Here is a 12,310-nt window from a genome sequence, read left to right as displayed (position 1 = left end):
GCCGTCGGCGGTGCGGCCCTCGTGGTGGTGCGCCCGAAAGGATTCGAACCTTCGACCTTCTGCTCCGGAGGCAGACGCTCTATCCGCTGAGCTACGGGCGCGCGGCGTGCGTACGGCGCAGGGCCGTCGACGCGAGCACCGAGACTACCAGGCCAGGCGCCCGCGTCGTCACGGGGATACCCGTCCCCGCACCCGCCGTCCCCGCACCGACCCGCCCTGCCGGCGCCGAGCGCGGCACGTCCCACCGAGCGCGGCAGGTGCACCACCCGCACTCGGTGGAGGGTGCCGCACTCGGTGGGACGAGGGCGTGCGAGAGGGGGGCCGGCGAGAGCGAGGCCGGTGGGGCGGACGCCGGGAGGCCGGAGGGTCGGGCGCCGGAGGTCGGGTCAGCGCTCCGCGATGAGGGCCGAGAGGTAGCCGGACGTCTCCGCCACGGCCCGCTGCTCGTCGCCCGCGACGATCGCCTCGACGAGGCCGTCGTGCGAGTCGTGCCCGTGCGCGTCGGTGACGAAGTTGAACCGGATGTTCTCGCCGATCGCGTCGAGCAGGTTGTCGTAGAGGGACCGCAGGACCGGGTTGCCGGCGGTCCGCACGATCGTGCGGTGCAGCGCCAGGTCGGTGGCGACCATGCGGTCGAGGTCGCCCGCGCGGTAGGCCTCGGCGCGGGCGTCGCGGTGCTGCAGGAGCTCGCCGACGTCGGTCGCGGTGCGTCGGTGGGCGGCAAGGCGCGCGGCCTCCATCTCGAGCGCGCGGCGCACCTCGACGACGTCGCGCTGCCGCGCGTCGGCGATCTGCCGGCTCATCGTCACGGCCAGCTCGGACGCGGAGAGCACGTACGTGCCCGAGCCCTGCCGCCGCTCGAGCAGCCCGGCGTGCACCAGGGACTGCACGGCCTCGCGGACCGTGTTGCGGCCGACGCCGAGCAGCGTGACGAGCGCCGGCTCGGGCGGGATCCGCGCCCCGACGGGCCACTCGCCCGAGGCGATGCGCGACCGGAGGGCGTCGACGGCGGTGTCGATGAGTCCGGTGCGACGCGCCATCGGCGGCGGCCTCCTCAGGGGGTGTCTCGGCGGTGCGCGCGCCGCCGGTCGGGGGCCGCGGCGCGCTGACGTCAGGGGATGCAGTCAACACGTCTCGAACCGTTCCGACCAGACCCTCGTCCGGGCGCGCCGCCCCCGCCCCACCGACCCGCCCGCCGGCCGGCCGCGGGCGGCGCGGCGTGCGCGTCGTCACCGTCCGCCGGGGGTGAACGCGCGCCGGGCCGCGCGGGTGCGCTCGGTACGATCCGGGGGTGACTCCCGACCAGCTCGCCGACGCCCTGCGCGCCGCCCTCGTGCACGCCGTCGACGACGGCACGTTCGCCCTCGACCCGGCCGCCGTGCCGGCCAAGGTGCACCTGGAGCGTCCCCGCCAGCGCGAGCACGGCGACTGGGCGACGAACGTCGCGCTGCAGCTGGCGAAGAAGGCCGGGACAAACGCGCGCGCGTTCGCCGAGGAGCTGGCGCGGCGCCTCGCCGACGTCCCGGGCGTCGCGGCCGTCGACGTGGCCGGGCCCGGCTTCCTCAACATCCGGCTCGACGCGGCGGCCGCCGGCGAGCTGGCGCGCTCGGTCGTCGAGCAGGGTGCGGGGTACGGGCACAACGCGTCGTTCGCGGGCCTCAAGGTGAACCTCGAGTTCGTCTCCGCGAACCCGACCGGCCCGATCCACATCGGCGGTGTGCGGTGGGCCGCCGTGGGCGACAGCCTCGCCCGCGTGCTCCAGGCCTCGGGCGCCGACGTCACGCGGGAGTACTACTTCAACGACCACGGCGCGCAGATCGACCGCTTCGCGCGCTCCCTGCTCGCGCGTGCCCGCGGCGAGGAGGCCCCGGAGGACGGCTACGGCGGCCAGTACATCTCCGACATCGCCGAGCGGATCCTCGCCGACGCCGCGGCGGCCGGCGAGCCCGACCCCCGCACGCTCGACGACGCGGCGGCGGTCGAGGCGTTCCGCGTGCGCGGCGTCGACCTGATGTTCGACGAGATCAAGGCGTCGCTGCGCGACTTCGGGGTCGAGTTCGACGTCTACTTCCACGAGGACGCGCTGCACGAGTCCGGCGCCGTCGAGCGGGCGGTGGCCCGCCTGCGCGAGGCCGGCCACATGTACGAGGCCGACGGCGCGACGTGGCTGCGCACGACCGAGTTCGGCGACGACAAGGACCGCGTCGTCCTCAAGTCCGACGGCCAGGCCGCGTACATCGCGGGCGACATCGCCTACTACCTCGACAAGCGCGAGCGCGGCTTCGACCGCTGCGTCATCATGCTCGGCTCCGACCACCACGGGTACGTCGGCCGGATGATGGCCGTGTGCGCCGCGTTCGGCGACACGCCGCACGTGAACCTCGAGCTCCTGATCGGCCAGATGGTCAACCTCGTCAAGGACGGCCAGCCGGTGCGGATGAGCAAGCGCGCGGGCACGGTCGTGACGATCGACGACCTGGTCGACGCGGTCGGCGTGGACGCCGCGCGGTACTCGCTCTCCCGCTCGTCGAGCGACCAGCAGATCGACCTCGACCTCGACCTGCTGACGCGGGCGAGCAACGAGAACCCCGTCTACTACGTGCAGTACGCGCACGCGCGCACCGCGTCCGTGGCCCGCAACGCCGCCGAGGCCGGCGTGCGCCGCGAGGACGGCTTCGACGCGTCGCTGCTCGACCACGAGTCCGAGGCGGTCCTGCTCGGGCAGATCGCCGAGCTGCCGCGCGTCGTCGCGCAGGCCGCCGAGCTGCGCGAGCCGCACCGCGTCGCGCGCTACCTCGAGGAGCTCGCCGGCGCGTACCACAAGTGGTACGACCAGCGCCGCGTCACCCCGTTCGGCGACGAGGACGTCACGGACGTGCACCGCACGCGCCTCTGGCTCAACGACGCCACGCGCCAGGTCATCGCCAACGGGCTCGCCCTGCTCGGCGTGAGCGCGCCGGAGCGCATGTGAGCGCCGCCGGCACGCGGGCGGACGGCGCCGCGACCGCCCTGGGCGCGCCCTGGTCGACGGGCGTCACGCGGGACGCCGACGGCACGCTGCGCGTCGCGGGCGTCGACGTGCACGCCCTCGCCGCGGAGCACGGCACGCCCGCGTACGTCCTGGACGAGGCGGACCTGCGCGCCCGCGCCCGGGCCTACCGGGAGGCGTTCGGCGCCGCCGCGGCCGCGGCCGGGACGACGGTCGACGTGTACTACGCCGGCAAGGCGTTCCTGTCCCGCGCGGTCGCCCGGTGGGTGCACGCCGAGGGCCTCGGCGTCGACACGGCCAGCGGGGGAGAGCTCGCGGTGGCGCTCGCCGCGGGCGTCCCCGGCGCGCACGTCGGGCTGCACGGCAACAACAAGTCGGACGCCGAGCTGCACGCCGCCCTCGACGCGGGCGTGGGCCGCATCATCGTCGACTCGCTCGTCGAGGTGGACCACCTGGCCGACCTCGTCGCCGCCCGGCGCGCCGACGGCCGGGACACCCCCGCCGCGCCCGTGATGGTGCGCGTGACGACGGGCGTGCACGCCGGCGGCCACGAGTTCATCTCCACGGCGCACGAGGACCAGAAGTTCGGCCTGTCCCTGGCCGCCGGGCCGGACGGCGGCGACAGCCCCGCGCTCACCGCGCTGCTGCGCGTCGTCGCGCGTCCGGAGCTGCACCTGCTCGGCATCCACTCGCACATCGGCTCGCAGATCCTCGACTCGTCGGGCTTCGCCGTCGCCGCGCAGAAGGTGCTCGCGCTGCGGGCCGACCTCGCGGGGCGCACGGGCGTGCTCGTCGAGGAGGTCGACCTCGGCGGCGGGTACGGCATCGCGTACCTGCCGGGCGAGGAGGCGATCGACCCGGTGCGCGTCGCCGACGAGGTCGTCCGGGCGGTCGCCGACGCGGCGCGCGCGCTCGGCACCGACCTGCCGCGCCTGTCCATCGAGCCCGGCCGCGCGATCGTCGGCCCGGCCGGCCTCACGCTGTACCGCGTCGGCACGGTCAAGCCGGTCCGCCTCGACGACGGCCGCGTGCGCACGTACGTCTCCGTCGACGGCGGCATGAGCGACAACATCCGGCCCGCGCTGTACGGCGCGGCGTACCACGCCGAGGTCGTCGGCCGCGCGTCGGACGCCGAGCCGCTGCTCGCGCGCGTCGTGGGCAAGCACTGCGAGAGCGGCGACATCGTGGTGCACGAGGTGCAGCTGCCCGGCGACGTCCGGGCGGGGGACCTGCTCGCCGTGCCCGCGACCGGCGCGTACGGGCGGTCGATGGCGTCGAACTACAACCTGCTCACGCGACCGCCGGTCGTCGCCGTGCGTGACGGCGCCTCCCGCGTGCTCGTGCGGCGGGAGACCGTCGACGACCTGCTCGCGCTGGACGTCTCCGCCGACTGACGCGCCCGCGCGGGGCGCCGACCGACGCGCCCGCGCGGAGCGCCGACCGACGCGCCGCGCTCAGCGCACGTGCACCGCGCCGAGGTCGGCGAACATCGCCTGGTTGAGCCGGAAGGCGACGCGTGCCTCCTCGACGACGGCCGCGCGCTCGTCCGCCGTCAGGGGGAGCGCGTCGAGGCGCTCGCGGTAGACGTCCTTGAACGGCTTGAGCCGGTGGATCCGCGGGAAGTCGTAGAACGTGACGCCCGGGCCGGTGAGCCCGTGGTGCCGCTGGAGCACGCGCTGCAGCACCTGCCCGCCCGACAGGTCGCCGAGGTAGCGCGTGTAGGCGTGCGCCGCGTAGGCGGGCAGCCCGGCGACCTCCTCGAGGCGCGAGACGTACGCGGCCGTCGCGGGCAGCGTCCGTACCCGGTCGCGCCAGCGGGCGCCGTACAGGTGCCCGAGGTCGTCCTCGATGGCGGGCACGCGCCGCAGCTCGTCGAGCACGAGACCGGCGTCGCCACCCGCCGCGCGCAGGCGGTCCCCGGCGGCCTCGAGCGCCGTGTAGACCGCGAGCTGCTGCGCGGCGAGGTCGGCGTAGGCGGCGACGTCGAGCCGGCCGGCGACGAGGTGCTCGACGAACGCGGAGCGCTCGGCGGTCTCGTGCTCGGCGCGCGTGCCGGCGCGCAGCGCGGCGGAGAGGGTGTCGCCGGCGGACGGCGCGGCGGGCGCGCCCGTGGTGGTGCCCATGGCCCTGGTGCCCGCGGTCACGGGACGGCGGTCTGACGTCACGTCAGGACACTAGGCGAGACGTCGACCCGCCCACGACACCCGCCCGCGCGACGGCGCGCGTCACGCCGGGCCGACGACCTCCCGCCCGTGCGCCAGGTCGTCCGCCACCGCCGCACGCTGCGCCGCGTCGAGGGGGACAGCCGTCGCCGCGTCCAGCGCCGCCCGCGCCGCGTCCGGGTCGCCCGTGCGGACGAGCAGCTCCGCGCGGTACAGCAGCACCCGCACGCGGTCCTCCGGCGCGCCGTCGGGGTGCCGCACGAGCGCCCGCTCGAGCACGGCCAGGGCCGTCGCCTCGTCGCCGCGCGCGTCGCCCTGCCGCGCCGCCACCTCGAGCGCACGCGCCAGGCCCGTCGACCGCGTGGCGCCGTCACCGTCCTCGGCGTCCCCGTCCGCCACGTCCGCGGTGCCGTAGAAGCGCAGCCAGTTGCCGCCCGTGTCGACGACCGTGAACCCCGTCGTCGTGCCCTGCTTGCGCCGCGGGCGCAGCAGGCGCGGCACGCCCGCGGACGGCAGCCGTCCGTAGCGCTCGCGCAGGCCGGCGGCGAAGGACGCGTAGAGCGCGCCCGCGTCCGGCACGACCACGATCGCGCTGCCCAGGGACGCCGCCGGGTCGTAGCCGTCGACGCCGCTCAGGTGGATCGCCATGTCGTCGCGCTGCACGACGCCGGACGCGTACGGGCGCAGCTGGCGGTACGTCGTGCGGAAGCCGAGGGCGGCGTAGAAGTCGAGCGCCTCGTCGAGGTCGGGGAAGGTGAGCACGGGGTACAGGCGTTCGCCGGTCACCGCGCCAGCCTCCTCCGGGGGGCGCGCCCGCGTCGAGGGGGTCCCGCGCGGACACCCGGACGGCGCCGGCCGGGGCACCCCTATCCTGGGGCCGCCCGGCCCGGCCCCCGCCGGCCGGGCCCTCCGCCCGCACCACGAGAGGCAGCAGACGTGCCGCACCCGTCGTCCGCCCACCCGCCCCTGCGCGTCGCCGTCCTCGGCTGCGGCGTCGTCGGCACGGAGGTCGTGCGGCGCCTGGTGACGGAGGCCGACGACCTGGCCGCCCGCGCCGGCGCGCCCCTCGAGCTCGTCGGCGTCGCCGTGCGGGACGTCGACGCGCCGCGCGACCCGGTCGTCGACCGCGCGCTGCTCACGGCCGACGCCACGTCGCTCGTCGAGAAGGCCGACGTCGTCGTCGAGCTGATGGGCGGCGTCGAGCCGGCCCGCACGCTGCTGCTGCGCGCCGTCGAGCACGGCGCGTCCGTCGTGACGGCGAACAAGGCGCTGCTCGCGCAGGACGGCCCCACCCTGTACGCGGCCGCCGACGCCGCCGGCGTGGACCTGTACTTCGAGGCCGCCGTCGCGGGCGCCATCCCGATCGTCCGCCCGGTGCGCGAGTCGCTCGCGGGCGACACGGTGCGCCGCGTGCTGGGCATCGTCAACGGCACGACCAACTACGTGCTCGACCGCATGGCCACCGACGGCCTCGACCTCGACGCCGCGGTCGCCGAGGCGCAGCAGCTCGGCTACGCGGAGGCGGACCCGACGGCCGACGTCGAGGGCTACGACGCCGCGGCGAAGGCGGCCATCCTCGCGTCGCTCGCGTTCCACACGCGCGTCGGCATGGACGACGTCGACCGCACCGGCATCACCGGCGTCACCGCCGACGACGTCGCTTGGGCCGCCCGCACCGGGCACGTCGTCAAGCTGCTCGCGGTGGCGGAGCGCGCGGCGGACGGCAGCGGCGTGCTCGTGCGCGTGCACCCCGCGCTCGTGCCGTCGGACCACCCGCTCGGGAACGTACGCGGCGCGTTCAACGCCGTCTTCGTCGAGGCGGAGGCCGCCGGCGAGCTCATGTTCTACGGCCGCGGCGCCGGGGGAGCGCCCACGTCGTCCGCCGTGCTCGGCGACCTCGTCTCCGTCGCGCGGCACCGCGTGCTCGGCGGCAAGGGCCCCGTCGAGTCGTCGTACGCGGGCCTGCCGGTGCTCGACGCGGGCGACGCCCGCACGCGCTGCCAGCTGCGGCTCGAGGTCGCCGACCGGCCGGGCGTCCTCGCGCGCGTCGCCGCGGAGCTGGCCGAGCACGACGTCTCGATCGAGGCGGTCCGGCAGACGCCGCCCGTCGACCCGTCGGCCGCCGACGACGTGCGCCTCGCGACGCTCGTCATCACGACGCACACGGCGCCGGAGCGCGCGCTGCGCGCCACGGTCGAGGCGGTCGCCGCCCTCGACGTCGTGCGCCGCGTCGTCTCCGTGCTGCCCGTGCTCTGACGGGCCGCCGCACCGACCCGCCGGCCGGCCGGCCCCGCACCCCAGCCCGCACCCCTGCTCGACCGCCCCGACGCCCGACCGGGGCCCGCACCGAACCGAGGAACCCATGGCCCACCAGTGGCGCGGCGTCATCGCCGAGTACGCCGACCGCCTGCCCGCGCACGTCCAGGAGCGCGTCGTCACGCTGGGCGAGGGCGGCACGCCGCTCGTGCCGGCGCCGGTCCTGTCGCAGCGCACGGGCGCCGAGGTGTTCCTCAAGGTCGAGGGCATGAACCCGACCGGCTCGTTCAAGGACCGCGGCATGACGACGGCGATGTCGGCCGCCGCGGGCCGCGGCGCGAAGGCCGTCGTGTGCGCGTCGACGGGGAACACGTCCGCGTCGGCGGCCGCCTACGCCACCCGCGCCGGGATGCTGTGCGCGGTGCTCGTCCCGGACGGCAAGATCGCGATGGGCAAGCTGTCGCAGGCCATCGCGCACGGCGCGCGCCTGCTGCAGGTCGACGGCAACTTCGACGACTGCCTGATCGCGGCCCGCAAGCTCGCCGAGGCGTACCCCGTCGAGCTGGTCAACTCGGTCAACCCCGACCGCATCGAGGGGCAGAAGACGGCGGCGTTCGAGGTCGTCGACGCCCTCGGCGACGCGCCCGACGTGCACGTCCTGCCCGTCGGCAACGCCGGCAACATCACCGCGTACTGGAAGGGCTACCGCGAGTACGCGGGCCTGGACGCCGGCACGTCGCTGGCCGCCGTCGCGACGCGCACGCCCGTCATGTGGGGCTTCCAGGCCGCGGGTGCCGCGCCGATCGTCGCGGGTCACCCGATCGACCAGCCCGAGACGATCGCTACGGCGATCCGCATCGGCAACCCCGCGTCGTGGCAGCAGGCGGAGGAGGCGCGCGACGTCTCCGGCGGCGTCATCGCGGCCGTCACCGACGAGCAGATCCTCGCCGCGCACCGCGTGCTGTCCGCCGAGGCGGGCGTGTTCGTGGAGCCGGCGTCGGCGGCCGGCGTCGCGGGCCTGCTCGCACGTGCCGAGGCGGGGGAGGTGCCGGCCGGCGCCCGGATCGTCGTCACCGTCACCGGGCACGGGCTGAAGGACCCGCAGTGGGCGCTGCGCACGGCCGACGGCGGCGAGGTCGTCCCCGTGCGGGTGTCCGCGGACGTCGTCTCGATCGCCGACGCGCTCGGCCTGGGCTGACCCGTGCGTCTGCGCGCGGCGCACGTGCGGGTCCGCGTCCCCGCCACGTCCGCCAACCTCGGCCCGGGCTTCGACGCGCTCGGCATGGCTCTCGGCCTGCACGACGACCTCGGCGTGCGTGCGCTCGGCTCGTCCGAGGTGCGCGTCGAGGTCGAGGGCGAGGGCGCCGGCGAGGTCCCGGCCGACGAGCGGCACCTGGTGGTCCGCGCGCTGCGGGCCGCGCTCGACCACGTGGGCGCGCCGCAGACGGGCCTGCACCTCGTGTGCCGCAACCGGATCCCCCACGGGCGGGGGCTCGGCTCGTCGGCCGCCGCCGTCGTGGCGGGCCTGCTGGCGGCCCGGGGCCTGGTCGGCGACCCGGACGTGCTCGGCGACGACGACGTGCTCGCGCTGGCCACCGAGCTGGAGGGGCACCCCGACAACGCGGCCCCCGCGCTGCTCGGCGGCTGCACGCTCGCGTGGTCGGCCGACGACGGCGGCGCCGTGCGCGCCGTGCGCCTGCCCGTGCACGCCGACGTCGCGCCCGTCGCGATCGTGCCGCCGCAGCACCTGTCGACGCACGCGGCCCGCGGCGTGCTGCCCGCGCAGGTCCCGCACGCCGACGCGGCCTGGCAGGCGGGCCGTGCGGGCCTGCTCGTCGAGGCGCTCGGCCGGCGGCCCGACCTCCTGCTCGACGCGACGGGCGACCGCCTGCACCAGGGCTACCGCCGGTCGGTGATGCCCGAGTCGCTGGCGCTCGTGGACGCCCTCCGGGCGCGCGGCGTCGCGGCGGTCGTGTCCGGCGCGGGGCCGACGGTGCTGGCGCTCGCGCGGCGCGCGGGCACCTCCGGCGAGGCGGCCGGGAGCACGGCGGCGCGGGAGGGTGTCGGGGACGACGTCCACCCGACCGACGCCGACGCGGCGGTCGCCGACGCGTTCGGCGGCGTGATGGCGGGCTGGCGCGTGCTGCGGCTGCCGGTCGACCCGGACGGCGCCACGGTGCGTGCGCTGGTCGACTGAGCCGTCGTCCACCGGTCCGACGCCCGTGGCGAGCCGCCACGCCGCCGGGTGCCCCGGTGGTAGCATCGGGCCGTTCCCCGGACCTCGTCCTCCGGCCCCCTGTGGATCGACCTGCGGATCGACTGCGGAACCCGGACTCCCGGAACCCCGACCTCACCGACCGGCCGCGTCCGCGGCCCCGGACGGTCGCCGGACGTCACCCGTGATCCCGCCGGACGGTCGCACGAGTCGACGACGAGGGGAACGTCCCGCCCCGCGTGAGGCAGACGCCGTCGTACGCGGCGCGCGTGGCAGAACCGCGCCCGGTCCCACCGGCCGGACGCAGACCCCCGCCCGGGAGGACCGGGAGGGGCCCCGCCGAGGGGGAAGGATCCTTCGTGACAGACACCATCGACGCCGCCGCGACCACGGCCGGCGGCTCGGGCACCGGCAGCATCTCCGCGATGCGCCTGCCGGAGCTCCAGGCGCTCGCCTCGCAGCTCGGCGTCAAGGGCACGAGCAAGATGCGCAAGGGCGACCTCGTGCAGGCCATCTCCGCCGCGCGGTCGGGCGACCGCCCCGCGGAGCGCCCGCAGGCCCTCGAGACGCGCGCGAGCACGCGCCGCGCCGGGGCGGTCGTCGAGACGCCGGAGGCCGCCGGCGGCGACGCCGCGGGTGACGCCGACGAGCGCGCGCCCCGCCGGACCCGCGCGCCGCGCGCCGAGCGTGCGCCGCGTGCCGAGGCCCGGGCCGACGAGGCCGTCGCCGACGCGTCCCGTGCCGACCAGCCCCGTGCCGACCAGCCCCGTGCCGACCAGCCGTCCACCGACGCGCCGCGTGCCGAGCGCGCCCCGCGGGGCGAGCGTGCGCGGGACGAGCAGCGGACCGAGCGGCCGGCGCGCGACGCGCTCGCCGGGCTCGAGGCCGCGCTCGACGCGCGCCTGACGCCCGGTGACGAGCGGGACGACCGCGCGGCCCGTGCCGCCGACGCCGTGGGCGTCGTGACCGGTGAGCGCCGTTCGCGCCGCGCGGGCCGGACCGCGGGTGCGCCCGTCCAGGCCGCGCCCCGCGAGGAGCAGGGCGAGCGCGCGCCCGACCGCGCGTCGCAGGCCCGCGAGGGCCAGGCCGCGCAGGCCGACCGCGCCGGCCGGGACGACCGCCCGCAGCGCGACGACCGCCCGCAGCGCGACGACCGCCAGCAGCGCGACGACCGCCAGCCGCGGGACGACCACCAGCAGCGCGACGACCGCCAGGACGACGACGAGCGCGGCGGCCGCCGCCGGCGCTCGCGCGACCGCTACCGGGACCGGGACCGCAAGCGCGGCCGCGGTCGCGGTGCCGGCGAGCTGCCCGGCGTCGACGACATCGAGCTCGACGAGGACGACGTCCTGCTGCCCGTCGCGGGCGTGCTCGACGTCCTCGACTCGTACGCCTTCGTGCGCACCTCCGGCTACCTGCCGGGCCCGGGCGACGTGTACGTCTCCCTCAACCAGGTCAAGAAGCACGGGCTGCGCCGCGGCGACGCGATCGTCGGCGCCGTGCGGCAGCCGCGCGAGGGCGACCCGCAGCCGCAGGGCAACCGGCCCAGCAAGTTCAACGCGCTCGTGCGCCTCGACTCGGTCAACGGCGTCGACCCGGAGCTGGCCCGCCAGCGCCCGGAGTTCACCAAGCTCACGCCGCTGTACCCGCAGGAGCGCCTGCGCCTGGAGACGGAGCCGGGCCGCCTGACCCCGCGCGTCATCGACATCGTCGCCCCGATCGGCAAGGGGCAGCGCGGCCTCATCGTCGCGCCGCCCAAGGCCGGCAAGACGATCGTCATGCAGCAGATCGCGAACGCGATCACCGCGAACAACCCCGAGGTCCACCTCATGGTCGTGCTCGTCGACGAGCGCCCCGAGGAGGTCACGGACATGGAGCGGACGGTCAAGGGCGAGGTCATCGCCTCGACGTTCGACCGTCCTGCCTCGGACCACACGGTGGTCGCCGAGCTCGCGATCGAGCGTGCGAAGCGCCTGGTCGAGCTCGGCCAGGACGTCGTCGTGCTGCTCGACTCGCTGACGCGCCTGTCGCGGGCCTACAACCTCGCCGCCCCGGCGTCGGGCCGCATCCTCTCCGGTGGTGTGGACGCCTCGGCGCTCTACCCGCCGAAGCGGTTCTTCGGCGCGGCGCGCAACATCGAGAACGGCGGCTCGCTGACGATCCTCGCCTCGGCCCTGGTCGAGACGGGCTCGAAGATGGACGAGGTCATCTTCGAGGAGTTCAAGGGCACCGGGAACATGGAGCTGCGCCTGTCGCGCGGCCTCGCCGACAAGCGGATCTTCCCCGCGGTCGACGTCAACGCGTCCGGCACGCGCCGCGAGGAGGTGCTGATGAGCAGCGACGAGCTGAAGATCATCTACAAGCTCCGTCGCGTGCTCGGCGCGCTCGACCAGCAGCAGGCCATCGAGCTCCTGCTCGGCAAGCTGCGCGAGACGAAGTCGAACGTCGAGTTCCTCCTGCAGGTGCAGAAGACGACGCCGGGCCACAACGGCCCCGCCCTCGAGGAGGGCGTCGGCAAGGTCGTCTGACCTGCGTAAACGCGAGGCGTCGCGCCAGCGGCATCTCAAACAGCGACCGATGAACGCCGTGGTGTTCCTACAACCACATAGGAACACCACGTTCGCCCTCGATTCCGATGAGGGACGACTCGCGTAGCGCGCTGGTCGCCAGGCACAGCCTGGCGACTGT

9 protein-coding genes and 1 tRNA gene are annotated in these 12,310 nt (G+C 76.4%); 6 read left to right on the top strand and 4 right to left on the bottom strand.

Annotated features, from left to right (window positions below):
- Positions 1–25 precede the first annotated feature (25 nt).
- Both ACFUMH_RS16210 and ACFUMH_RS16205 read right to left on the bottom strand, forming a co-directional pair.
- A tRNA-Arg gene (locus ACFUMH_RS16210) sits at positions 26–101 on the bottom strand.
- A 285-nt stretch (positions 102–386) separates the two neighbouring features.
- The gene (locus tag ACFUMH_RS16205; protein ID WP_378207877.1) at positions 387–1,040 is read right to left on the bottom strand and encodes a FadR/GntR family transcriptional regulator; all 654 of its coding nucleotides are present in this window, start codon (positions 1,038–1,040) and stop codon (positions 387–389) included.
- Positions 1,041–1,291: 251 nt separating this feature from the next.
- Between ACFUMH_RS16205 and argS the strand changes: the two genes are divergently transcribed.
- The gene (argS, locus tag ACFUMH_RS16200; protein WP_378207874.1) at positions 1,292–2,971 is read left to right on the top strand and encodes an arginine--tRNA ligase; all 1,680 of its coding nucleotides are present in this window, start codon (positions 1,292–1,294) and stop codon (positions 2,969–2,971) included.
- Positions 2,968–4,383, top strand: coding sequence for a diaminopimelate decarboxylase (lysA, locus tag ACFUMH_RS16195; RefSeq protein WP_378207871.1), 1,416 nt, complete (start codon positions 2,968–2,970; stop codon positions 4,381–4,383). Before argS ends, lysA begins: the two co-directional genes overlap by 4 nt.
- Positions 4,384–4,443: 60 nt before the next feature.
- Here the strand turns inward: lysA and ACFUMH_RS16190 are convergent, their stop codons facing one another.
- Together ACFUMH_RS16190 and ACFUMH_RS16185 are read right to left on the bottom strand one after the other, a co-directional pair.
- A complete protein-coding gene (locus ACFUMH_RS16190; RefSeq protein WP_378207868.1) occupies positions 4,444–5,154 on the bottom strand; it encodes a heme oxygenase (biliverdin-producing) in 711 nt (236 codons plus the stop codon).
- A 60-nt stretch (positions 5,155–5,214) separates the two neighbouring features.
- Positions 5,215–5,937 (bottom strand): hypothetical protein, encoded by a 723-nt coding sequence (locus ACFUMH_RS16185; RefSeq protein ID WP_378207865.1) that lies wholly within the window; start codon positions 5,935–5,937, stop codon positions 5,215–5,217.
- A gap of 150 nt (positions 5,938–6,087) precedes the next feature.
- On the opposite strand from ACFUMH_RS16185, the gene ACFUMH_RS16180 reads away from it, so the two are divergent.
- From ACFUMH_RS16180 to rho, 4 genes are all read left to right on the top strand, one after another.
- Positions 6,088–7,407, top strand: a complete 1,320-nt coding sequence (locus ACFUMH_RS16180; protein ID WP_378207862.1) for a homoserine dehydrogenase — start codon at positions 6,088–6,090, stop codon at positions 7,405–7,407.
- Between the two features lie 106 nt (positions 7,408–7,513).
- Positions 7,514–8,605: a threonine synthase gene (gene thrC, locus ACFUMH_RS16175; protein WP_378207859.1), complete on the top strand. Its 1,092-nt coding sequence runs from the start codon at positions 7,514–7,516 to the stop codon at positions 8,603–8,605.
- A 3-nt stretch (positions 8,606–8,608) separates the two neighbouring features.
- Entirely contained in the window at positions 8,609–9,604 is a 996-nt protein-coding gene (gene thrB / locus ACFUMH_RS16170) for a homoserine kinase (protein WP_378207856.1), read from the top strand.
- Positions 9,605–9,981: 377 nt separating this feature from the next.
- Entirely contained in the window at positions 9,982–12,150 is a 2,169-nt protein-coding gene (gene rho / locus ACFUMH_RS16165) for a transcription termination factor Rho (protein ID WP_378207853.1), read from the top strand.
- Positions 12,151–12,310 lie beyond the last annotated feature (160 nt).

Source organism: Cellulomonas sp. NPDC057328 (genome assembly GCF_042667215.1).
Taxonomy (GTDB): domain Bacteria; phylum Actinomycetota; class Actinomycetes; order Actinomycetales; family Cellulomonadaceae; genus Cellulomonas.
The sequence above is the reverse complement of the archived record's forward strand: the minus strand, read 5'-3'. Positions and strand labels throughout refer to the sequence as shown.

Bases quoted from the DNA above. Each gene is read 5' to 3' on its own strand.
- thrC (WP_378207859.1), top strand. From the start codon at position 7,514: ATGGCCCACCAGTGGCGCGGCGTCATCGCCGAGTACGCCGACCGCCTG.
- ACFUMH_RS16205 (WP_378207877.1), bottom strand. From the start codon at position 1,040: ATGGCGCGTCGCACCGGACTCATCGACACCGCCGTCGACGCCCTCCGG.